Below are 21,474 nucleotides of genomic sequence, written 5' to 3' on the forward strand. Positions count from 1 at the left end.
GACGTACGAGGGGGGCGGCCGCGGCCTGACCCGGAAGGGAGAAGCCGCCAGGTTGCGGGAGCGATGACAGACACAAGCGACGACGATCCGACGATCCTCCAGCCGGGCGCCCGGGGCAGCGCGAAGGTGAGCCCGCGTGCGCGCACCAGCCTGAAGGACCTGGTCGACGGCGACGATGACGACGACGCGACGCTGCGCAGCGACCGCGCGGGCGACGAGTCGACCGTTGCCATGCCGCGTCCGCGCGAAACCGGTGCCGACGTGTCGTCCGGCACCGACGGATCGTCCGATGGCGCCGGCTACGACATGCTCCTTCGGCGCCAGCCGCAGCGCAGCGACGAGATCCTGCTCGTCTGCGCCGAACCGCTGCTGGTGCTGGCCGCCGAACTGAGGAACGCCGTCGAGTTCGCCGACATCGACGCCTTGCGGCGCCGCATCTCGGTGGAGATCACGCGGTTCGAGGAGCGCTCCGCCAAGGCCGGCGCCTCGGCGGGCGAGATCACCGCGGGGCGCTACGTCCTCTGTTCGCTGCTCGACGAAACGGTGCTGACCACGCCGTGGGGAAGCCGCTCGACCTGGAGCAAGCAGAGCCTGCTCAGCGAGTATCACGGCGAGACGTGGGGCGGCGAGAAGGTGTTCCAGCTGCTGGAGCGCATCCTCGATCAGCCGAAGAAGTACATTGCGGTGCTGCGCCTGATCGATGCCTGCCTGCTGCTCGGCTTCGAGGGGCGCTACCGGGTCATCGAAGGCGGCCGCGATCAGCTCGAGAACGTCCGCACCCGGCTCGGCCGGCAGTTGCGCGAGTACCTTCCGGCTCCGCCGTCCGAACTGGCGGCGACGGTGGAGGGGAAGAAGAAGAAGCGCTCGATCCGCTCGTTCGTGCCGCTCTGGGTCGCCTTCACGGCGAGCGGAGTGCTGCTCGTCATTCTCTATGTGTTTTTCCAGCTCCGCCTGCACGAGGATCTCGATCCGACGCTCAGTGCGATCCAGGCTTTGCAGAATTCGGTGAGGTAGGCTGCGATGCTGGGTGCGCTGGTACGCGAACTTTTCAAGCTGCGAACGCTCGTGTTCCTCTTCGGGCTGGTGGCGCTCGCGCTGGTCATCTGGTTCTTCGGGCCGGAATTCTCCCTGATGGGGGGCAATCCCCTTGCCTCGGCGAGCGCGCGCATCGGCCTGATCGTCGGGCTGATCGTCGTCCTGCTGCTGATCGCCTTCGTCCGGTTCCTGCTGATCCGCCGCGCCAATTCGCGGCTGATCAAGAACCTCATCGAGTCCGATGAACTGGCCTCGCTCGCCACCTCCGACCGCGATGAGGAACTGGAGATCATCCGCGAGCGCTTCCAGCACGCCCTTGAGGTGCTGAAGGAATCGACGATCGGCCGTCACAAGGGCGGCAGCTTCCTCTACGAACTGCCCTGGTACGTGCTGGTCGGCGCGCCGGGGACCGGCAAGACTACGATCCTGAGCAATTCCGGGCTGGAGTTCCCGCTGTCCGACCGGTTCGGATCGGAAGCGGTGCAGGGGTTCGGCGGCACCCGCCACTGCGACTGGTGGTTCACCGACAAGGCGGTGCTGATCGACACGGCCGGCCGCTACACCACCCAGGACGTCAACCGCGACACCGACCGGGCGGCCTGGCTCGGCTTTCTCGACATCCTCCGCTCGCACCGCCGCCGCCGGCCCATCAACGGCGCGCTGCTCCTGGTGAGCGCGGCCGACCTGCTCAACCGCAGCGACACCGACCGGCGGATGTTTGCCGACACCCTGCGGCGCCGCCTGCAGGAACTGGTCAAGGCGTTCGAGGTCAGCGTCCCCGTCTACCTGCTGATCACCAAGGCCGACTTGATCTCGGGCTTCACCGAGTTCTTCGAGGATTTCCGCGAGGACGAGCGCGAGCAGGTGTTCGGCGTGACGCTGCCGGCCGACACCTCGCCGGTTCAGGTGCCGCTGGAGATCGACCACCGCCTGAGCGAGCTGTTCGCCCGGGTGGAAGCGCTGGCGCCGGACCGGCTGCATTCCGAACGCGACGTGGAACGGCGCGCGCGGATCTTCCTGTTTCCGCGCGAACTGGCGGCATTCCAGGGCCTGATGACGTCGTTCGTGCGCGACGTCTTCCGCACCAGCCGGTACGAGAAGACCCCGCTTCTGCGCGGCGTCTACCTCACGAGCGGCACCCAGGAGGGCACGCCGATCGACCGGCTGCTCGGCGCCTTCAGCCGCCGCTTCGGCCTCGCGCCTGGCCAGATCGTTCCCTATTCCGGGCGCGGCAAGGCGTTCTTCATCCACCGCCTCCTGACCGACATCGTCTTTCAGGAGTCCGACCTGATCGGCACCAACCGCCGGCTCGAGACGTCGCTCGCCCTGCGCTACGGGTTCGGCTATGCCGCTGCGATCCTGCTGTTCGTCCTGTTCGCCGGCCTCTGGGCCAAGGTGGTGGACCACAGCAACGATCAGATCGCCGCGGTCGCCAACGAGCTGCAGACGACGGAGGCGGTGATCAAGGGGGTCGGGCCGAAGCCCACCTATGATCAGATCCTGCCCACGTTGAATTCGATCTCGCGGCTGGAGGACGCCGCGGAAGAGCCCGGTGCGCTGCCGATCGTCGGCGGCTTCGGCCTCGACGCGAATGCCACGCTCGGACCGGCCACCAGCCAGCTCTACGACACGGTTCTGTCCAAGTTTCTGCTCCCGGTGGTCGCCGACCGCCTGGCGGCGCGCGTCGCCATCCTGACCCAGAGCGAGAACGAGGCCGACATGCCGGCGCTGCGGCAGTCGCTGCAGGCCTACATGATGCTCAACGACCCGAAGCGGTTCGACGCGACCTACCTGATGGATACGCTGAAGACGGAGTCCCAGCGCCTCTATCCGCTGCAGCCCGACCAGCAGGCGGCGCTCAACGCGCAGTTCTCGGCGCTGGTGGCGGAGCTCCCGCAGCCGGTCACCTTCAACCAGGGCATCGTCAGCGCGGCCCAGCGCCGCCTCGCCACGGTGCCGCAGACCGACGAGATCTACGCCGCGCTGCTGCGCAAGGCGGATGCCGATCCGACGCTGCAGCCGGTGGTGCTCACCAGCATCATCGGCACCTCGGCATTGACGACGGACCCGGCCAGGATCAGGGCCAAGCAGCCGATCCTGCAGATCCCGGGGCTCTACACCCGCGACGGCTTCTACAAGTTCTTCCTCGCCCAGGCGCCGAACATCGTCAACGACTCGCTCAGCCAGGACTGGATCGCCGGCCGGGCGCAGCCCCAGAGCCCCACCTACCAGTCGGTGATGCAGAACCTGGTGAAGCAGTACGTCGCCAACTACATCTCGATCTGGCAGGACGCCATCGACCAGGTGGCCGTCGTCGACTTCGATTCCGTCCAGCGGGCCCAGCAGGTCCTGAAGGTGCTGGCGGCGCCGGATACGCCGCTCATCGCGCTGGCCAAGGCGGTGCAGACCAACACCCAGCTGCCGATCCCCGGGAGCTCCTCCAGTTCCGATAGCGCCGCGGGTGGCGCGGCCGGCGGAGGAGCGGCAGGCGCGGCGGGGGCTGCTGCCGGCGGGGCTGGCGGTGCGGGTGGTGCGGGTGGCGGGAATGCCGTCGCATCGGCCGCCAAGGGCGTCGCCGGCAAGGCGATCGGCGCGGCGGCGCAGCAGGCGTTCGGCAACATGGCCTGGCCCGGCGACCAGATCGCGTTGCCGTTCCAGCCGGTGGTGGCGCTGCTCGGCGCCCCCTCCGCAAGCGGTGCCCCGCCGGCCGCGCCGGCGGGCGGGACGACGCTTCCCCAGGTGCAGCAGCTCATCGGCTCGGTGTTCGGCGACATCGATTCCATTGCCGCGGCGCCGGACCCGGGTGCGGCCGCGCTTCAGTACGTGTCGAAGCGGGCGAGCAGCCCCTCCCAGGATGCGCTCAGCCAGCTCCGGACCACGTCGGCGACGCTGCCGTCGCCGTTCGGCTCGATCATGTCCGACATTTCGATCCACTCGTGGCGCGTGCTGATCGGGCTCGCCTATCAGAACGTCAACGCGAACTGGCAGCAGCAGGTGATCCCGTCCTGCAATTCGCTCCTCGACAACCTCTTCCCGATGACCAATTCGACGAACGAGGTCACCCTGGCCGACTTCACCGAGATGTTCCGGCAGGGCGGCACGATCGACCAGTTCTTCACCAAATACGTGCAGCCGTTCGTGAAGCAGCAGGGCACCCAGCTCGTCGCGGCGAGCTTCGACGGCCAGACGATGGGCTTCTCCGATCAGACGCTCAACATGTTCCAGCGCGCCGAGCAGATCCGGAACGCCTTCTTCAGCGGCGGAGCGACCCTCGGGGTGAAGTTCTCCATCACCCCGTCCTTCCTGTCCCCGGACACCCTGCGTTCGGTGTTCACCCTCGACGGCACCTCGGTCACCTACCGGCACGGACCACCCCGCACGACCGACCTGACCTGGCCGAACCGCGGAGACGCCAGCACCGCCTCGGTGATCATCACGCTGGTCGAAGGCGGCACGGTGAAGGAGGAGCGCTCGGGCGCCTGGGCGCTGTTCCGGCTGCTCTACACGACCGGCATGCAGCGCACCGGGTCGTCCGGCCAGTACACGTTCTCCGTCGCCAACAAGTCCGGCGCGCGGGCCGACTACACGGTTCAGGCGAGTTCGGTGGTCAATCCGCTCGCGCCGGGCGTCATTCAGGGGTTCCAGTGCCCGGGCCAACTATGACCGGCGGTATCTACGGAAAGATTCCGTCCGCCGCCGACTTCTGCCGTCAACGGCTGCCGAACACCTTCGTCGAGCCGTGGGACAAGTGGCTGCAGCAGTGTCTCGCCGGGTCGCGCGACAAGCTGGGCGACGCCTGGGCGCGGACCTATCTGTCGAGCCCGGTGTGGTGTTTCGCCATCGATCCCGGTGTCATCTCGGAAGTGGGCTGGACCGGCGTCATCGCCACGTCGGTGGATTCCACCGGGCGCTACTACCCGCTGACGCTGGCCGTCGCTGTCGAGCAGCTTCTGCCCTGCCAGACGCTGGCGCTGCATCTGCAGGTGCCGTTGCGCGAACTGGAGGCGACGGCGCTGTCGCTGATCGAGGGCGAGGCGTCGATCAACGATGCGGTGATGCTGATCGACCGGATCGCCGCCGGGCTCGCCGCGATCGACACGCTCGGGGAGGAGCCATCGGTGTTCCTGAACAGCTATGGCGGCGAACTCGGCACCATGCAGTCCAACCCGCTGTTCCCGCCGGTGAGCGAGCTGCGAAGGTCCGGCTTCAGCGGCTATTCGCCGGCGCCGCGCCCCGCCAATGCGAGCGTCTGGTGGCACTACGGATGGCCCGGCCGCCAGCCCGAGGCCGTCAAGGCACGGGGGTTGCCGTCGGCAGCCATGTTCGGCTCCTTCCTCGACGGGCGCTGGAAAGACCATGGCTGGAGCCGCTGACGCGTCCCCGGTACCGGTCCTGGCCGTCGCCGCGGCCAGCCGCTGTGGCGCGCGGAGCGACGTCAACGAGGATGCCTACCTCGTGCTGGCCGAGCGCGGCCTGTTCTGTGTCGCCGACGGCATGGGCGGCCATGCGGACGGTCAGCTGGCGAGCCTGTCCGTGGCCCGCATCCTCGAGCGGATGGTCGCGGCCGGATCGCTGGAGGACCGGGTGGCGACGGTCGAACGCAGCCTCCACCGCATCAACACGGCCTTGCGCAGCGAGGCCGCGAAAGGCGGCCTGGCGGCGATCATCGGCGCCACCGTCGTCGCCCTGGTGCTCGATGCGGACTACGCCGTCTGCGTGTGGGCGGGGGACTCGCGATGCTATCTCGTGCGCGACGGACACCTGTTCCAGATGACCCGCGACCACGGCGCGGCGCAGGCGCCGGATCAGCGGCGCACCAACGTGGTGACCCGGGCCATCGGCAGCGGCGAGACCCTCGAGCTGGACCGGGTGGTCGTCGAGGTCGAAGCCGGCGACAGCTTCCTGTTGTGTTCGGACGGGGTAAGCGACTATCTCAGCGCGGAAGACATCCTCGCCCACCTGGCGGGTTCGTTCCAGACCGCGGCGGACGACCTCGTCGCGGCGGCCGCCGCGGCAGGGTCGCGCGACGACGTGACGGCGGTGCTGGTGCGGGTGGACGGGGCGGTGTGATCGGATGGGGAAGTATGGCGGTCGACGATCCACGGCAGGGTGCCCGGGCGGCGCAGGCGAACGCCGGCCGCGATGACGCCGCGCGCGACGGCCTCGGGCAGACCAACGCGGCCCGTCGTCCGGGATGAGCGAACCGGTCCCCACCGCCAAGCCGCTGCCGCTGCCGCTCGGAACGATGCTGCGCGGGCGCTATGAGCTGATCTCCGTGCTCGGCCGTGGCGGCATGAGCACCGTCTACAGCGCGCTCGACCACTTCCGCCTGCGCGCCGCCTCCCAGGTGCCGCTGGTGGCCATCAAGCTCCTCAACGAGGATCCGACGATCAACGCGGAGATGCGCGAGCTGATGCACCGCGAGGCGCGGCGCATGCAGGAGTTCGTGCATCCGGCCATCGCCAGGGTCTACGACTGGGATGAGGACGCCGGCCGGTCGTTCATCATCATGGAGCAGCTCGAGGGCCAGACGCTCAGCCGCATGCTGCGCAAGCGCGGCACCGATCCGGTCTCCCGGGTGACCCGCAACCGCATCATCGCCGACATCGGCTCGGCGCTCGACTATGCCCATGAGCACGGCGTGGTCCACACCGACGTGAAGCCCGGCAACATCTTCGTGACGACCTCGGGGGCGGCAAAGCTCCTCGATTTCGGCGTGTCCTATGCCAACGAGGCGGTGGATCTCAGCGACGAGGACGATCGGCCGACCATCGCCTATTTCGGCCATGTCGGCGCGCTCACGCCGTCCTATGCATCGCTGGAGATGCTGCTGGGGATGGTGCCGGCCCCCGCCGACGATGTCTATTCGCTGGCCGTGGTCGCCTACATGCTGGTCGCGGGAAAGCACCCGTTCGACCACAAGTCGGTGCGCTGGGCGATCGCCAACGGCAAGGTCCCCGAGCGGCCAGCCGGCCTCGGCGCCGGGCCATGGCGGGCGCTCAGCCAGGCGCTGGCCTTCGAGCGCAACGAGCGGACGCCGGAGGTGCGGGAGTTCGTCGATGCGTTCACCGCCGTGAGTTGGTGGGAGAGGCTGCGCGGCTAACTGCGGCGTTTCGATCGGTTGCCTGAGGGGGCGCCGAGGCGGCTGACGGGTGTCTGGTCATCGGTGCCGCCATCGGGTCGATGCGGCGGGGGCGGAAAGTGCACGGGATGGGGTCGGCGATTGATCGCGGCTGTTTTCGCTGCTGTCATCCAAAACCGGTTACACTGCCGGACGATCGGGCCGGCCCGTGGCGAGGACAGCGAGAGACATGACGGACCTTACGGAGAGTCTCGGGCGGTTGCGGGAGCTCTCCCAGAAGGTCGCCCATGGCGACTACGACGTTTTTGAGGATATCGCTGCGCTGACGACGGCGGAGGCCGCGCCTGCGGTCCACGAACTCGCCGAAGCCTTCGGCATGATGGTGGTGCGCATCGAGGCGCGCGAGTTTCATCTGTCGGGCGTGATCGACGACCTGACCGAAGCGCGGCGGCGGCTCGAGGACGCCCGCCAGCGGCTGGAGCGGGAGAACGGCACGCTGCGGGCGGAAGTGAGCGAACTGCGGATCCACGTCGACCGCGACAAGAAGGATCGCGAAGTCGAAACCATCGCCGAAAGCGACTATTTCAAGGACCTCCAGAAGCGGGCGCGGTCGATGCGGGCCCGGCATTCGGACGTCTGACACCACCCGGGTTGCCGCATCCGGCCGCCGGCATGCGGCCGTCGGATGCGGGCCGCGCAGGGACCACAGGGGACAACGCAGACCGTGCACACGCGGACAGTCTCGATCCACTCCTATCGGGGTGGCACCGGAAAATCCAACATCACCGCCAACATCGCCGCCGGACTGGCGCGCCGTGGAAAGCGCGTCTGCATCGTCGACACCGACATCCAGTCGCCCGGCATCCATGCCCTCTTCAACGTCGACCCAAGGAACCTGCGCTACACCCTGAACGACTATCTCTGGGGGCGCTGCAAGGTCGAGGAGGCGGCGGTCGACGTCACCGACGCGATCAACGAGGAGGCCGAGATCGGCGGCCGGCCGCCGGTCTCCGGATCGGTCTATCTCATTCCCTCCAGCCTACGGGCCGGCGAGATCGCCCGCATCATCCGCGAGGGCTACGACGTCAATGCGCTGAACGACGGCTTCCGCGACATCTGCGGCGCGCTCGAGCTCGACTATCTGCTGATCGACACCCATCCGGGGGTGAACGAGGAGACGCTGCTCTCCATCGCGATTTCCGATTGCCTGTTCGTCGTGCTGCGGCCCGACGTGCAGGACTATCAGGGCACCGCGGTCGCCCTCGAACTGGCGCGCCGGCTGGAGGTGCCGCAGCTCTTCCTGGTGGTCAACAAGGCGATCTCGTCGCTCGATTTCACCGAAGTCGCGAACCGGGTGTTCGCGACCTACAAGTCCCCGGTGGCGGCCGTCCTGCCCCTGTCGGAGGATCTGATCCTGCTCGGCAGCGACGGCATCGTCTGCGAACGACACTCGCAGAGCGCGTTCTCGAAGGGGGTCGAAAGGATCGTCGACCGGATCGAGGAAATGGAGGCCGTCCGTTAGGGCCGGTCGCGGGCAGGGCGCCTCAGCGCCGGAACCAGCCGCGGCTGCCGCCGTCGAGGCGGTCGACGAAGTCCGGCACCGTCGCGATCCGCTCGGTCGGCTCGAAGGAGAGCGCCCGCAGGATCGTGTCCATCACCCGGCGTTCGACGTTGGGTATCGGCTGCGGCGTGCGGCCCTGGTCGCGCATGTCGAGCGCGGTGCCGTCATCGAAGGGATGGCTGCCGGCAAGCGCCTCGTAGAGCACGCAGGCCATCGAGAAGACGTCCGCCGAGGTCGAGCGGAGCAGCCGCTCCATCACTTCCGGGGCGGCATAGCGCCCCGTGAACGACGACAGCTGGTCGACGTCGAAGATCGGCAGGGTCGAGGCCGAGGCGATCCCGAAGTCCAGCAGCTTGGTGGTGCCGTCTTCGGTGACGAAGATGTTCGACGGTTTCACGTCGCAATGCAGGATGCTCTTCTCGTGGGCGAAGGCGAGCGCCGTGAACGCCCCGTCAAGCACCTTGCGGGCTTCCGGAAAGGCCATCGGGACCGGCCGGTCGCCGATCACCGCATCGAGGGCGCGGCCGCGCAACAGCTCCATGACGATGAAGGCGTCGGCCCCGTCGCGGTCGAAGTCGTGCACCTGGACGATGTTCGGATGGGCGAGTGTCTGTGCCTTCCGTGCCTCCGCCTCCAGGGTGCGGAACGCCCGGGAGTCCTGGCTGAAGCTGCGGTCCAGCACCTTGATGGCGACGTAGGGGCGTCCTTCGCCGGCTTCCAGGCGGCGGCGGTCGACGGCGGCGTAGACGGTGCCCATGGCGCCGCCGCCGATCTCGCGGTCCAGCACGAAGCGGTCCTTGAGAAGCGTGCCGACGACCGCACGGGCGCCGGCCGTGGTCGGAAACCTGCTGCCCCGGCCGGCGGGTTTGCCCCCGGTTTCGGACGCATAGGCCGTCCGGCGCATGCGCGCGCCGACGAAGGCGGACATGAAGTGATCGAGATCGGTGTCGTCCTTGCGCTTCTCCGAGGGGCCGCTTCCGCGCAGCGACTTGTATTCCTCGACGAGGGCCTGCAGGACGACGTCGTCCACCCTGTCGTCGATGGCGGTGCGCCCACCGGGCTGGCCGCGGACCAGCGTGTCGCGGCGCACCGTGCTCTCTTCGTCGCCGTCTTCCGCCTCGTCCCGATCCGCGGAACCGCCCTGGTTCGCGACCTCGTTCATGATCATCGAGACGAGGTCGTTGGGCAGGCGGCCGACGGCCTGATACTCGCCCAGCACGGCGCCGAGCGATGTCTGGTCGGCCTCCCCCGCCGCGATCGCCGACCGCAGGCCCGACACCAGGCGCGCGTAGGGAAGGCGTCCGGCGATGAAGGCGTCGACGTGCGTGCGATGCGAGCCGTCTTTTGCCTCGGTCATGTCCCTGCCGAACCCCGCCCGGTCGATGCCGGCACGATCGTGCCGCCCGTATAGATAGGCGTTTAGAAGGGCGAAGTCAGCTCGGCCTTCTGCGTCTCCTTGACGTAGATGCAAATCATCCGGTCGGTGCCGGCCTCGGCGGTGAGCGTGACGATCGCCGCCCCGTAGCTCTCCGATCCGAACGGATTGACCTCCACCGAGACCTCGCCGGCATCCTGGACGAGGGCGGTGCAGGCCTCGGAGACGTCGTTGCGGAACGTCTCCCAAGCATCGTCGCTCGATGCGAAGGCGGGCACCGCAGCGGTTGCGAGCGGAGCGATGGCGAGGAGGGCGATCAGGGTGCGCATGCGGGGTCTCCTGGTGTGTGACCGCCGGAGCCTGTCCCTCAGGGTGATCCACCCACCCGGAGGATACCCGTCTCCGGCATCATCCGGATGACCAACTCCCGTCCGTCCCGATCGGTTCGATCCGGAAACGGGGTTACGACCGCCCGCCGCCGGCGAAACGGCGCTTGAGCGCCATCACCCGCCCGTACGACGCCGCGATGGACTGCCGGAACGCCGGATCGTTCGCCGCTTCGGCCGCCACGGCCGCGGCGACCTTCTGCGGGAAGTCGGGACCGGTGGAGGAATCGCCGGACACGACGATCAGGTCGTTGTCGGCTCTGAGCGCGGCGATGACGGCGTCGCTCGCCGACATGCGGTTGCGGATCGCCTGCATGATCAGGTCGTCGGTCATCACCACGCCGTCGAAGCAGAGCTCCGACCGCAGCATCCCGTCGACGATCTCGGGCGAGATCGAGGCGGGCAGCGCGCTGCCGGTGCCGTGCCGGTCGAGGCGCAGGTGGCCGACCATGATGATGTCGACCAGCCCGGCGTCGATCAGCTCGCGGTAGGGGACGAGTTCGGCCTCGCTCCAGGTGCGCGTGATGTCGACCGCCCCGTCGTGGCTGTCGCCGGCCGACGAGCCGTGGCCGGGGAAATGCTTGAGGGTGGGGGCGACGCCGGCGGCGCGATGGGCGGTCACGAACGCCTTGTCGAACGCCGCGACCACCTGCGGATCGGAGGAATAGGCACGCCCCGCCTTGGCGATCACCGGGTTGTTCGGATTGACGGCCACGTCGGCGATCGGCGCCAGGTTGACGTTGAAGCCCCAGGCCTTCAGCCCTTGCGCCATCTTCGCGTAGATCGCCCGGGCCGCCTCGGGGCTGTTGGCGCGGGCGACCGCTTCGGCCGAGGGCGTCGCGGGAAAGCCGATCTTGGCGGTGAGCCGCGAGACGAGCCCGCCTTCCTGGTCGATCATCAGGAGTGGCGGCGGGGTGCCTGCCGCGGCGAAACCGGCTGTCAGGGCCTTCACGTCGGCGGCGGAGCCGATGTTGTGGCGCAGGAACAGCACGCCGCCCACCCGGCCTTCGGCGATCTCCTTGCGGACGGCCGTGGCCGATGCGCTGGAAGGCGTCTTGCCGGTGAAGCCGACCACCAGCAGCTGGCCGACCATCTCTTCGACCGAGACGCCTGCCGGCGCCGGCGTGACCTGGGGCGCGCAGCTCCGGGACGCGCCGCCGGCTGCCTGGACGGGGGCCGGCTCGCCGCTCGCGGCGACGCAGGCTGCGGTGGCAAGCGCGAACAGGCTCACGCAGGCGGAACGGAAAAACGGCATGAAGGCTCCCTGGCGAACGGGTCGGACCCAACGGAATCAACGCGTCCGCAGAGCAGGCGCTGCCCGTTCCTGCCCGTTTCGCCGGGCGGGATCAACTCGGTCCGGTCGCGACGACGACGGTCGGCCCCCGGCTCTGCGTCCGCATTCCGCGCTCGGATAGGCGTGCGGTCACGGTCGCCGGCTCCAGGTCGTCCGGAGCTGACGTCGGCGTGAGCCGGCACGGACGGCGACGGGATGTCCGCCGCCGGGTGTCCGGTCGCGCGCCCTATTCGGCCGCCTGCCGCTTCTCGGTCGTGTAGTCGTGCTTCGGCCGGGCCTTCAGCTTCAGTTCCTTCAATTCCTCGCGTTTGCGCTGCGCATTGCGCAGGTCCGCCTCGTAGCCGGGGAAATATTGCGGCGGGCAGAAGGTGCCGGTGAAGCCGTAGTCCGCCGACGCCTGCATGGCGATGGACGGATGGGTGAGGTGCGGGCGGCCAATGGCCACCAGGTCGGCGCGTCCGGCCGCCAGGATCGTGTTCACCTGGTCGGCCGAGGTGATGTTGCCGACGGCGATGGTCTTCACCTTCGCCTCGTTGCGGATCTGCTCGGCGAACGGCGTCTGGAACATGCGGCCGAAGATCGGCTTGGCGTCCGGCACCGTCTGGCCGGTGGAGACGTCCATCAGGTCGGCACCGTGCTCGCTGAAGGCCCGGGCGATCTCGACGGCATCGTCGCCGGTGATGCCGCCTTCCTTCCAGTCGGTGGCCGACAGGCGCACCGACATGGGCTTTTCGGCCGGCCAGACCTCGCGCACGGCGTCGAACACTTCCAGCGGATAGCGCAGCCGGTTTTCCAGCGAGCCGCCGTACTCGTCGGTGCGCGTGTTGGTCAGCGGCGACAGGAAGGTCGCCAGCAGGTAGCCGTGGGCGCAGTGCAGCTCCAGCATGTCGAAGCCGGCGCGGCTGACCCGTTCGGCCGCCGCCACGAACTGCGCCTTGATCGCGTCCATGTCGTCCCGCGTCATCTCGCGCGGGACGGGGCTGTGCTTGAAATAGGGAATCGCGGAGGGGGCGATGACGTCCCATCCGCCGTGTTCCAGCGGCTGGTCCATGCCTTCCCACATCAGCCGGGTCGAGCCCTTGCGGCCCGAGTGGCCGATCTGCATGGCGATCTTCGAGCCGGAGTTCTTGTGCACGAAGTCGACGATGCGGGCCCAGGCGGCCTCCTGCTCGTCGGTGTAGATGCCGGCGCACCCCGGCGTGATCCGGCCGGTGTCCGACACGCAGGTCATCTCGGTGTAGACGAGGCCGGCACCCCCCATGGCGCGCGCGCCGTAGTGGACCAGGTGGAAGTCCTGCGGCATGCCGTCGACGGCGGAGTAGGTGTCCATCGGCGAGACCACCAGCCGGTTCGGGACGACCATGTCGCGCACCTTGAGCGGGTGGAACATCGGGGCCGGCGGGTTGTCGAGGTCGACATCGAACCCTTCCGCCGCCACCTGTCCCGCGAACATCTTGTCGACGGCCCGGACGAACGCTTCCTCGCGCAGTTCCAGGTTGTCGTAGGTGATCGCCTTCGACCGCGTCATCAGTCCGAACGCGAACTGCACGGGGTCCATGTCCCAGAAGCGCTCCAGGTGCTCGAACCAGACGAGCGACACGTCGGCGGAGTGCTGGATCTTCTCGACGGCTTCGCGACGCCCGGTCTCGAACGCGGCGAGCGCCGCATCCACCGAGGTGTTCGCGCGGAACGCCTCGTAGAGCGCGACGGCATCCTCCATGGCGAGCTTGGTGCCCGAGCCGATGGAGAAGTGCGCGGTCGACTTGGCGTCGCCGACCAGGACGACGTTGTCCTTGGTCCACCGCTTGTTGCGGATCATCGGGAAGTTGCGCCACATGGAGCGGTTGATGATCAGCGGGTGCCCGTCCAGCGCCTTGGCGAACACGCCCTCCAGGAAGCGGGCCGACTGGGTTTCGTCCATCTTGTCGAGACCGGCGCGCACGAAGGTCTCCGGATCGGTCTCCATCACCCAGGTCGAGAGGCCCGGCTCGTACTGGTAGGCGTGGGCGATGAAGATGCCGGCGTCGGTCTCCTCGAAGAAGAAGGTGAACGCGTCGAGCGGCTTGGTGGACCCCATCCACGAGAACTTGTTCGGCCTGAGGTCGACCTCGGGCTGGAAGTGGTCGCGCCATTTCTCGCGGACGATCGAGTTGATGCCGTCGGCGGCGACCACCAGGTCCGACTCGCGCATCAGCGCCTCGAAGTCGGTCACCTCGGTCTGGAACAGGATCTCGACACCGAGTTCCTGGGCGCGTTCGTGCAGCAGCATCAGCAGCTGCTTGCGCGAACAGCCGCAGAAGCCGTTGCCGCCGATGGTGAACACCGTGCCCTTGAAGTGGGTCTCGATGTCGTCCCAGTAGGCGAAATGATCGGTGATCGAGCGGTAGCTCTCGAAATCGTATTTCTGGAAGGTCTGCAGCGTTTCGTCAGAAAAGACGACGCCGAAGCCGAACGTGTCGTCCGGCCTGTTGCGCTCGAAGACGGTGATCTGCGTCGACGGATCGGCCTTCTTCATCAGGATCGAAAAATAAAGGCCGGCGGGACCGCCGCCCATCACTGAAATCTTCATGTCTCAACTCCCGGACAGGGGTGGCGGGGGGCGCCCGACGCGTCCCTTGTGCGTCTCTGGGAGATATTTTAAGCTTGAAACAAATACCGCTGCAAGCGATGAAAACGACGCAGTCTCCTTGGCATTCCGGCCGCCGCACGGGCGGGTGGCGACAGACGGGCTGCGGAGAAAAGGACGAGGGCAGAGCGTGGACGAGGCTTCAGGCGGGCGGCACGTCATGATCACCGGCGGCGGGACGGGCATCGGCGCGGCCATCGCGTCGCTGCTGAAGGCCGAGGGTGCCCGCATCTCGTTGCTCGGCCGCCGTCGCGACGCGCTGGACGGGACCGCGGAGGCCATCGGCGGCGCCACCGTCGTTCCGGCGGACGTCACCGACCCGGATGCCGTGGACGCCGCCTTCGCCGCCGCGGCCGCGGCGAACGGCCCGGTCGACATCCTCGTCAATTCCGCCGGCATCGCCACGACGGCGCCCTTCCTGAAGACGGATCTCGACGTCCTGCGCAAGGTCTGGCGGGTCAACGTCGAGGGCGTCTTCACCTGCACGAAGGCGGCGCTTCCCGGCATGCTGGAGGCCGGCTTCGGCCGCATCGTCAACGTCGCCTCGACGGCCGGCCTCAAGGGCTATGCCTACACCTCCGCCTACACCATGTCGAAGCACGCGGTGATCGGGATGACCCGCTCGCTGGCGCTGGAGACGGCCGGCCGCGGCGTCACCGTCAACGCCGTGTGCCCGGGCTTCACCGACACCGACCTGACCTCCGAGAGTGTCGACAAGATCATGGCGAAGACCGGCCGCAGCGCCGACGAGGCGCGCGCCGCGCTGTCGAAAACCAATCCGCTGAAGCGGCTGATCCGCCCGGAGGAGGTCGCCGATGCCGTCCGCTGGCTGGTCGGGCCGGCGGCCAGCGCCATCACCGGCCAGTCCATCGTCGTCGCCGGCGGAGAGATCATGTGATGCCGGAGGGATCGACCATCGCCCTCGACGCCGAGACGCGCGCGCTGGAGCGCCCGCGCGACCACACCCGCGAGCTGCGGCTGTGGCTGCGCCTGCTCACCTGCACCAACATGATCGAGAGCGAGATCCGCCGCCGGCTGCGCGAGCGCTTCGACGTCACCCTGCCGCGCTTCGACCTGATGGCGCAGCTCGACAAGGCGCCCGACGGCCTCAGCCTCGGCGAGATCTCGCGCCGCATGATGGTCTCCAACGGCAACGTCACCGGTCTGGTCGAGCGCCTCGCCGAGGACGGTCTCGTCGAGCGCCGCGCCTCCGACACTGACCGCCGCTCGACGTTCGTCCGGCTGACCGACGCCGGCCACGCCGCCTTCGCGGAGATGGCCGCCGAACACGCCGAATGGATCGGCGACCTCTTCACCGACCTGTCGCCGGAGCACATCGAAGGGCTCCTGGACCACCTCGCCAGGACCAAGGCTTCGGTCGACAGCCATTCCAACAAGGGAGAGCCCAGCCGGTGAGCGACCGCTTCCAGATCACCCTGCCGCTGTCGGAGTTCACGCCGCAGCATTTCCTGCTGTCGGTGGCCGGGCCCGTCGCCACCATCACGCTCAACCGTCCGGAGCGGAAGAACCCGCTCACCTTCGAGAGCTACGCGGAGCTGCGCGACACCTTCCGCGCGCTCGCCCACGAGACCCAGGTGAAGACCGTCGTCGTCACCGGCGCCGGCGGCAACTTCTGCTCGGGCGGCGACGTGTTCGAGATCATCGAGCCGCTGCTCGCGCGCGACATGGTGGGCCTGCTCGACTTCACCCAGATGACCGGCGATCTGGTCAAGGCGATGCGCGCCTGTCCGCAGCCGATCGTGGCCGCGGTCGACGGCGTCTGCGTCGGCGCCGGCGCCATCATCGCCATGGCCTCCGACGTGCGCTTCGGCACCGAGGGCTCGAAGGTGGCGTTCCTGTTCACCAAGGTGGGGCTCGCCGGCTGCGACATGGGCGCATGCGGGATCCTGCCGCGCATCATCGGCTTCGGCCGCGCCGCCGAGCTGCTCTACACCGGCCGCGTCATGCGCGGGCCGGAGGGCGAGCGCTGGGGCTTCTTCAACCGCCTGGTCGCCTCCGAGGAGGTGCTCTCCGAGGCCCAGGCGTTCGCCGCCGAGCTCACCCGCGGCCCGACCTTCGCCCACGGCATCACCAAGAAGATGATGCACATGGAGTGGGACATGTCGGTCGACCAGGCGATCGATTCCGAGGCGATGGCCCAGGCCGTCTGCATGCAGACCGAGGACTACCGGCGCGCCTTCGAGGCCTTCGCGGCCAAGAAGACGCCCGTCTTCGAGGGGAACTAGCCGGTGGCCGACACCTCCTTTCTCGACTGGCCGTTCTTCGAGGATGCCCACCGCGCCTTCGCCGCCGAGCTCGACCGCTGGGCCGGCCAGCACGTCTCCGGTCTCGTCGACCACCACGACGTCGACGGCTCCTGCCAGCGGCTGGTGAAGGCGCTGGGCGAGGCGGGCTTCCTGCGCCACGTCATCGTCGCCCCCCATGGCGGGGCCGCCGACAGGATCGACGTCCGCACGCTCTGCATCGCCCGCGAGACCCTCGGCCGCCACCACGCGCTGGCCGATTTCGCCTTCGCCATGCAGGGGCTCGGCACCGGCTCGATCAGCCTGTTCGGCACCGAGGAGCAGAAGGCGCGCTTCCTGCCGAAGGTCGGCGCCGGCGAAGCCATCGCCGCCTTCGCGCTGACCGAGCCCGAGGCCGGCTCCGACGTGGCGTCGCTCGCCACCGTCGCCGAGCCGGACGGGGAGGGCAACTTCCGCCTGTCCGGCGAGAAGACCTGGATCTCCAACGGCGGCATCGCCGACCAGTACGTGGTGTTCGCCCGCACCGGCGAGGCGCCCGGCGCCCGCGGCCTGTCGGCCTTCGTGGTCGAGGCGGACCGGCCGGGCTTCTCCGTCGCCGAACGGATCGACGTGATCGCGCCGCATCCGCTCGGCCGTCTCGCCTTCGACAACGTCGTCGTGCCGGCCTCGCACCGGCTGGGCGCCGGCGGCGAGGGCTTCAAGATCGCCATGGCGACGCTGGACGTGTTCCGCTCCACCGTCGGCGCGGCCGCGCTCGGCTTCGCCCGCGCCGCCCTGGACGAAGGGCTGGACCGGGCCCGCAAGCGCCACCTGTTCGGGGCGCCGCTGTCGGAGCTGCAGATGACCCAGGGCGCGCTCGCCGACATGGCGCTCGACGTCGATGCCGCGGCGCTGCTCGTCTACCGGGCCGCCTGGACCAAGGACCGGGGGGCCGCGCGCATCACCCGCGAGGCGTCGATGGCGAAGCTCTACGCCACCGAGGCCGCCCAGCGGGTGATCGACGCCTCCGTGCAGATCCACGGCGGCGACGGCGTCCGGGTCGGCACGCGGGTCGAGGAGCTCTACCGCGACATCCGCGCGCTGCGCATCTACGAGGGCGCCAGCGAAGTCCAGAAAGTGATCATCGCCCGCCAGGCGCTGGCGGCCCGCGAGGCCGAGGAGGCCGCGGGCCTCGCCTGACGCCGGTCGGCCGGCACGTTTCAAGAGCGGCTGCAGATCGCTCGGATCAACAGGGAAACCAAGACCTTCAGACACAGAGGACTTGATCGATGGGTACCGAAACCGCGCACGTGGACACGTTTGCCGCCGACAATCTCCCGCCGCGCGACCTCTGGCCGGAGTTCCCGAACCTCGAGAATCTCGGCTATCCGGACCGGATGAACTGCGCCGTCGAGCTGATCGACCGGCACGTCACCGAGGGCCGGGGCGACCGCGTCGCCCTGATCGGCTCGGGCGTGACCTGGACCTACGCCGAGCTGCAGAAGGTGGTCGACAGGATCGCCCACGTGCTCGTCGACCGCTACGGCCTGGTGCCGGGCAACCGGGTGCTGCTGCGCTCGGCCAACAATCCGATGATGACCGCAGTCTATTTCGCGATCATCAAGGCCGGCGGCATCGTCGTCGCCTCCATGCCGCTGCTGCGCGCCAAGGAGCTCTCCTATCTGGTCGAGAAGCCGGAGCTGAGCCTGGCGATCTGCGACCGCAAGCTCTCCGACGAGATGGAGAAGACGCGCACGCTGGCGCCGCGCCTCACCGACATCGTCTATTTCGGCACCGACGCGCCGGATGGGCTGGAAGCGCAGATGGCCGCCTACGACGCACCGTTCGAGGCCTGCGACACCTCCACCGACGACGTCTGCCTGATCGGCTTCACCTCCGGCACGACGGGGCAGCCCAAGGGCACCATGCACTTCCACCGCGACATGCTCGCGATCTGCGACTGCTACTCGCGCGAGGTGCTGCGGCCGGAGCCGGACGATCGCTTCGTCGGGTCGCCGCCGCTCGCCTTCACCTTCGGCCTCGGCGGTCTGGTGCTGTTTCCGTTCCGCGTCGGGGCGGCGGCCATCCTGCTGGAGCGTGCCGGTCCCGACGACCTGCTGGAAGCGATCGCCAAGCACCGGGCGACCATCGTCTTCACCGCGCCGACCGCCTACCGGGTGATGCTGTCGAAGCTCGACGACGCCGACATCTCCAGCCTGCGCAAGTGCGTGTCGGCCGGCGAGGCGCTGCCGAAGCCGACCTGGGACGCCTGGTACGAGAAGACCGGCATCAAGATCCTCGACGGCATCGGCGGCACCGAGATGCTGCACATCTTCATCGCCGCCCGCGAGGAGGACATCCGTCCGGGCGCCACCGGCAAGCCGGTTCCGCTGTACGAAGCGATGGTCATCGACGATGCCGGCAACCCGTGTCCTCCGGGCGTCTCCGGCCGCCTGGCGGTGCGCGGCCCGACCGGCTGCCGCTACCTCGCCGACGACCGCCAGACCGTCTACGTCCAGAACGGCTGGAACATCACCGGCGATACCTACGAGGTCGATGAGGACGGTTACTTCTGGTACAAGGCGCGCTCCGACGACATGATCATCTCGGCCGGCTACAACATCGCCGGTCCCGAGGTGGAGAGCACGCTGCTCGCCCATCCGGCGGTCGCCGAATGCGGCGTGGTGGGCGCTCCGGATCCGGACCGCGGCCGCATCGTCAAGGCCTACGTGGTGCTGGCGCCCGGCGTCACCGGCGACGCCGCGCTGGTCAAGGAACTGCAGGACTACGTCAAGGCCGAGAACGCTCCCTACAAATATCCGAGGGCGATCGAATTCGTCGCCACCCTGCCGCGGACCGAAACGGGCAAGCTGCAGCGCTTCCAGCTGCGGCAGATCGCCGAAGCCGCTCCCACGTCCGCGACCACCTGAAGAGACGGAGGTTTTCCGTGAGTCATATCGATGTCGACGGCGACCGGCCGAAGACGCCGCCCGCCCGTCTGCCGTCGCCGCTTTCCGCCGTCCAGCCGCAGGGGTGGGCCGAGCCGCGCGGCTATGCCAACGGCATGGTCGGCGAGGGCAGGGTGCTGTTCGTCGGCGGTCAGATCGGCTGGGATCTGGACGGCAGCTTCCCGGAGGACTTCCTGGGGCAGGTTCGCCAGGCGCTGGCGAACATCGTCGCGGTGCTGGAGGCGGCCGGCGGAGGCCCGGAGCACGTCGGCCGGCTCACCTGGTACGTCACCGACATCGAGGCCTATCGCGCGTCGCTGAAGGAGCTCGGGCCGGTGTATCGTTCGGTCATGGGCAAGCACTTCCCGGCGATGGCCCTGGTGCAGGTGCTGTCGCTGGTCGAGGAGAAGGCCATGGTCGAGATCGAGGCCACCGCCATTCTCCCCACGGCACCCTGAGGCCGCCTGCGGGCCGGAGCGGCCACCCGATCGGGCGATCGCGGTGGTCGGGCGCATCCCCGGATCGCCGGGGTCGTCTGCCCGGACGGCCATCCTTCCGGGGCGCCGCACAAAAAAAGACCGCCCCCTCGGGGGCGGCTTGAAGGTGTCAGACTTGGAGGCGTCAAAAAACTAAGTGGTCGAGATCACTGTAACCCAGCGGACTGGATGTCGTTAGTTATCGTTTGTTAACCTTAACATAGCGTTAACGACACGCAACGTGTCAATCGCAACGGCGGGGGGAAGCCTTGGCAACCTATGTTCTGATCCATGGAGCCTGGCATACGGGCGATCTGTTCGAAGACATCGCGGCACCGATCCGAGCGGCGGGGCATGACGTCCACACGCCGACGATCGCCGGCAACCGTCCGGGCGACAGCAAGACCATCGGGCTTTCCGAGGCGATCGGCTCGATCGTCGCGTATCTGACCGAAAACGACCTGACGGACGTGATTCTCCTGGGCCATTCCTATGGCGGCATGGTCATCACCGGCGTCGCCGATGCGGTGCCGGAGCGCCTGCGCCGGCTGGTCTACTGGAACGCGTTCGTGCCCAACGACGGCGAGTGCCTCAACGACCTGGTGCCGCCCCACTACGTGGCGCTGTTCGATGCCGTCAGCGCCCAGAGCCCGGACAACAGCGTCATGCTGCCGTTCCCGATCTGGCGGGAGGCGTTCATCAACGATGCCGATGAGGCGCTGGCGAAGTCGTCCTATGCGCAGCTCAACCCGCATCCCTACGCGACCTTCACTGATCCGATCGCCCTGAAGACCAATCCGGCCGAGATGCAGGTGGCGAAGTCCTACATCAACTGCCTGGAGGACACCGCGCTTCCCCAGAGCCTCGGCTGGCATCCGCGCCTGTCGGAGAAGCTCGGCCTGTTCCGGCTGGTGCTGTCGCCGGGCAGCCACGAGCTGTGCTTCACCAACCCGGCGCTGCTGGCCGAGAAGATCATGATCGCCGGCCGCGACTGACCGGCCGCGTGCGCCGTTCGGCTCGCGTGGGCCGCCCGCCGGGAAAGCGGGCGAACGCCGGCCGGCGGCGGCGCTCAGCTCTTGAACAGGCTGTCGGCGGCCGCCCGGGTGGCGGTCTTGGCGGCGACCACCCGATCGATCCGCGCGATCTCCTCCTCCAGCGCCGCGCGCCGCTCGGCCAGGTCTTCCAGCGACTGGGCGGACAGATCCTCGCCCACCACGATGAGGGTGCTCGGCGTCAGGCGGTCGTCCTCGCTGCGGATTGCCATGGTTCGCCCCTTTCTGCGTCGGCGCCCAGCGGCGCCGGCGTGCCGCGCGACGTTCCGCGGCGGCCGGCGTCCTGCGGTCGGGCTGTGTCCCATCCGCGCGCAGGCTAGATCAAAATGATCGGTGGGGAAATCCTGCGCCTAGAAAACCGTGGCCGCACAAGGCGATGACGGTCCCTGGCATCCG

Annotated in this window: 19 protein-coding genes; 14 read left to right on the forward strand and 5 right to left on the reverse strand. The window is 68.6% G+C overall.

The features are described 5' to 3' along the window. The first annotated feature begins 63 nt into the window (after positions 1–63). The 7 genes from icmH to ACSSVZ_RS00405 all read left to right on the forward strand — a co-directional run bounded on the left by icmH (position 64) and on the right by ACSSVZ_RS00405 (position 8,639). Positions 64–1,014: a type IVB secretion system protein IcmH/DotU gene (gene icmH / locus ACSSVZ_RS00375; protein WP_453967615.1), complete on the forward strand. Its 951-nt coding sequence runs from the start codon at positions 64–66 to the stop codon at positions 1,012–1,014. Between the two features lie 6 nt (positions 1,015–1,020). Beyond that, the gene (gene tssM / locus ACSSVZ_RS00380; RefSeq protein ID WP_453967616.1) at positions 1,021–4,698 is read left to right on the forward strand and encodes a type VI secretion system membrane subunit TssM; all 3,678 of its coding nucleotides are present in this window, start codon (positions 1,021–1,023) and stop codon (positions 4,696–4,698) included. Beyond that, the gene (tagF, locus tag ACSSVZ_RS00385) at positions 4,695–5,408 is read left to right on the forward strand and encodes a type VI secretion system-associated protein TagF (protein WP_453967617.1); all 714 of its coding nucleotides are present in this window, start codon (positions 4,695–4,697) and stop codon (positions 5,406–5,408) included. Before tssM ends, tagF begins: the two co-directional genes overlap by 4 nt. Further along, positions 5,392–6,105 carry a PP2C family protein-serine/threonine phosphatase gene (locus tag ACSSVZ_RS00390; protein WP_453967618.1) on the forward strand — a complete coding sequence of 238 codons (714 nt, stop codon included), beginning with the start codon at positions 5,392–5,394 and terminating at the stop codon, positions 6,103–6,105. The genes tagF and ACSSVZ_RS00390 overlap by 17 nt, the downstream gene beginning before the upstream one ends. A 124-nt stretch (positions 6,106–6,229) precedes the next feature. Continuing rightward, positions 6,230–7,138 (forward strand): serine/threonine-protein kinase, encoded by a 909-nt coding sequence (locus tag ACSSVZ_RS00395; RefSeq protein ID WP_453967619.1) that lies wholly within the window; start codon positions 6,230–6,232, stop codon positions 7,136–7,138. Between the two features lie 208 nt (positions 7,139–7,346). After that, the gene (locus tag ACSSVZ_RS00400) at positions 7,347–7,757 is read left to right on the forward strand and encodes a hypothetical protein (RefSeq protein ID WP_453967620.1); all 411 of its coding nucleotides are present in this window, start codon (positions 7,347–7,349) and stop codon (positions 7,755–7,757) included. 84 nt (positions 7,758–7,841) lie between these two features. Further along, positions 7,842–8,639 carry a MinD/ParA family ATP-binding protein gene (locus tag ACSSVZ_RS00405; protein WP_453967621.1) on the forward strand — a complete coding sequence of 266 codons (798 nt, stop codon included), beginning with the start codon at positions 7,842–7,844 and terminating at the stop codon, positions 8,637–8,639. A gap of 22 nt (positions 8,640–8,661) precedes the next feature. Here ACSSVZ_RS00405 and ACSSVZ_RS00410 read toward each other — a convergent pair whose 3' ends face one another. The 4 genes from ACSSVZ_RS00410 to ACSSVZ_RS00425 form a co-directional block, all read right to left on the reverse strand. Beyond that, complete coding sequence (locus tag ACSSVZ_RS00410) at positions 8,662–10,035, reverse strand: serine/threonine-protein kinase (RefSeq protein ID WP_453967622.1); 1,374 nt, start codon at positions 10,033–10,035, stop codon at positions 8,662–8,664. 62 nt (positions 10,036–10,097) lie between these two features. Then, positions 10,098–10,382: a hypothetical protein gene (locus tag ACSSVZ_RS00415; protein WP_453967623.1), complete on the reverse strand. Its 285-nt coding sequence runs from the start codon at positions 10,380–10,382 to the stop codon at positions 10,098–10,100. Positions 10,383–10,515: 133 nt separating this feature from the next. Next, positions 10,516–11,694 (reverse strand): glycoside hydrolase family 3 protein, encoded by a 1,179-nt coding sequence (locus tag ACSSVZ_RS00420; RefSeq protein WP_453967624.1) that lies wholly within the window; start codon positions 11,692–11,694, stop codon positions 10,516–10,518. A 265-nt stretch (positions 11,695–11,959) separates the two neighbouring features. Beyond that, positions 11,960–14,302, reverse strand: coding sequence for a bifunctional salicylyl-CoA 5-hydroxylase/oxidoreductase (locus ACSSVZ_RS00425; RefSeq protein WP_453967625.1), 2,343 nt, complete (start codon positions 14,300–14,302; stop codon positions 11,960–11,962). 217 nt (positions 14,303–14,519) lie between these two features. Between ACSSVZ_RS00425 and ACSSVZ_RS00430 the strand changes: the two genes are divergently transcribed. From ACSSVZ_RS00430 to ACSSVZ_RS00460, 7 genes are all read left to right on the forward strand, one after another. Then, positions 14,520–15,257, forward strand: coding sequence for an SDR family NAD(P)-dependent oxidoreductase (locus ACSSVZ_RS00430; protein ID WP_453968015.1), 738 nt, complete (start codon positions 14,520–14,522; stop codon positions 15,255–15,257). Then, positions 15,257–15,775: a MarR family winged helix-turn-helix transcriptional regulator gene (locus tag ACSSVZ_RS00435; RefSeq protein WP_453967626.1), complete on the forward strand. Its 519-nt coding sequence runs from the start codon at positions 15,257–15,259 to the stop codon at positions 15,773–15,775. Before ACSSVZ_RS00430 ends, ACSSVZ_RS00435 begins: the two co-directional genes overlap by 1 nt. Further along, positions 15,772–16,605, forward strand: a complete 834-nt coding sequence (locus ACSSVZ_RS00440) for an enoyl-CoA hydratase family protein (protein WP_453967627.1) — start codon at positions 15,772–15,774, stop codon at positions 16,603–16,605. The genes ACSSVZ_RS00435 and ACSSVZ_RS00440 overlap by 4 nt, the downstream gene beginning before the upstream one ends. 3 nt (positions 16,606–16,608) lie before the next feature. After that, positions 16,609–17,802, forward strand: coding sequence for an acyl-CoA dehydrogenase family protein (locus ACSSVZ_RS00445; RefSeq protein ID WP_453967628.1), 1,194 nt, complete (start codon positions 16,609–16,611; stop codon positions 17,800–17,802). An 89-nt stretch (positions 17,803–17,891) separates the two neighbouring features. Continuing rightward, positions 17,892–19,532, forward strand: coding sequence for a benzoate-CoA ligase family protein (locus ACSSVZ_RS00450; protein ID WP_453967629.1), 1,641 nt, complete (start codon positions 17,892–17,894; stop codon positions 19,530–19,532). A 17-nt stretch (positions 19,533–19,549) separates the two neighbouring features. After that, the gene (locus ACSSVZ_RS00455) at positions 19,550–20,008 is read left to right on the forward strand and encodes a RidA family protein (protein ID WP_453967630.1); all 459 of its coding nucleotides are present in this window, start codon (positions 19,550–19,552) and stop codon (positions 20,006–20,008) included. Between the two features lie 287 nt (positions 20,009–20,295). After that, positions 20,296–21,021 carry an alpha/beta fold hydrolase gene (locus ACSSVZ_RS00460; RefSeq protein ID WP_453967631.1) on the forward strand — a complete coding sequence of 242 codons (726 nt, stop codon included), beginning with the start codon at positions 20,296–20,298 and terminating at the stop codon, positions 21,019–21,021. A 74-nt stretch (positions 21,022–21,095) separates the two neighbouring features. Here ACSSVZ_RS00460 and ACSSVZ_RS00465 read toward each other — a convergent pair whose 3' ends face one another. Beyond that, complete coding sequence (locus tag ACSSVZ_RS00465) at positions 21,096–21,290, reverse strand: DUF1192 family protein (protein WP_453967632.1); 195 nt, start codon at positions 21,288–21,290, stop codon at positions 21,096–21,098. Positions 21,291–21,474: the final 184 nt, after the last annotated feature.

It is taken from the genome of Amorphus sp. MBR-141 (assembly GCF_053628695.1).

Coding starts and splice junctions, on each gene's coding strand:
- ACSSVZ_RS00420 (WP_453967624.1), bottom strand. CDS start 11,694: ATGCCGTTTTTCCGTTCCGCCTGCGTGAGCCTGTTCGCGCTTGCCACC.
- ACSSVZ_RS00415 (WP_453967623.1), bottom strand. CDS start 10,382: ATGCGCACCCTGATCGCCCTCCTCGCCATCGCTCCGCTCGCAACCGCT.
- ACSSVZ_RS00400 (WP_453967620.1), top strand. CDS start 7,347: ATGACGGACCTTACGGAGAGTCTCGGGCGGTTGCGGGAGCTCTCCCAG.
- ACSSVZ_RS00450 (WP_453967629.1), top strand. CDS start 17,892: ATGGGTACCGAAACCGCGCACGTGGACACGTTTGCCGCCGACAATCTC.
- ACSSVZ_RS00410 (WP_453967622.1), bottom strand. CDS start 10,035: ATGACCGAGGCAAAAGACGGCTCGCATCGCACGCACGTCGACGCCTTC.
- ACSSVZ_RS00430 (WP_453968015.1), top strand. CDS start 14,520: ATGATCACCGGCGGCGGGACGGGCATCGGCGCGGCCATCGCGTCGCTG.
- icmH (WP_453967615.1), top strand. CDS start 64: ATGACAGACACAAGCGACGACGATCCGACGATCCTCCAGCCGGGCGCC.
- tssM (WP_453967616.1), top strand. CDS start 1,021: ATGCTGGGTGCGCTGGTACGCGAACTTTTCAAGCTGCGAACGCTCGTG.
- ACSSVZ_RS00425 (WP_453967625.1), bottom strand. CDS start 14,302: ATGAAGATTTCAGTGATGGGCGGCGGTCCCGCCGGCCTTTATTTTTCG.
- ACSSVZ_RS00390 (WP_453967618.1), top strand. CDS start 5,392: ATGGCTGGAGCCGCTGACGCGTCCCCGGTACCGGTCCTGGCCGTCGCC.
- ACSSVZ_RS00465 (WP_453967632.1), bottom strand. CDS start 21,290: ATGGCAATCCGCAGCGAGGACGACCGCCTGACGCCGAGCACCCTCATC.
- ACSSVZ_RS00435 (WP_453967626.1), top strand. CDS start 15,257: ATGCCGGAGGGATCGACCATCGCCCTCGACGCCGAGACGCGCGCGCTG.
- ACSSVZ_RS00395 (WP_453967619.1), top strand. CDS start 6,230: ATGAGCGAACCGGTCCCCACCGCCAAGCCGCTGCCGCTGCCGCTCGGA.
- tagF (WP_453967617.1), top strand. CDS start 4,695: ATGACCGGCGGTATCTACGGAAAGATTCCGTCCGCCGCCGACTTCTGC.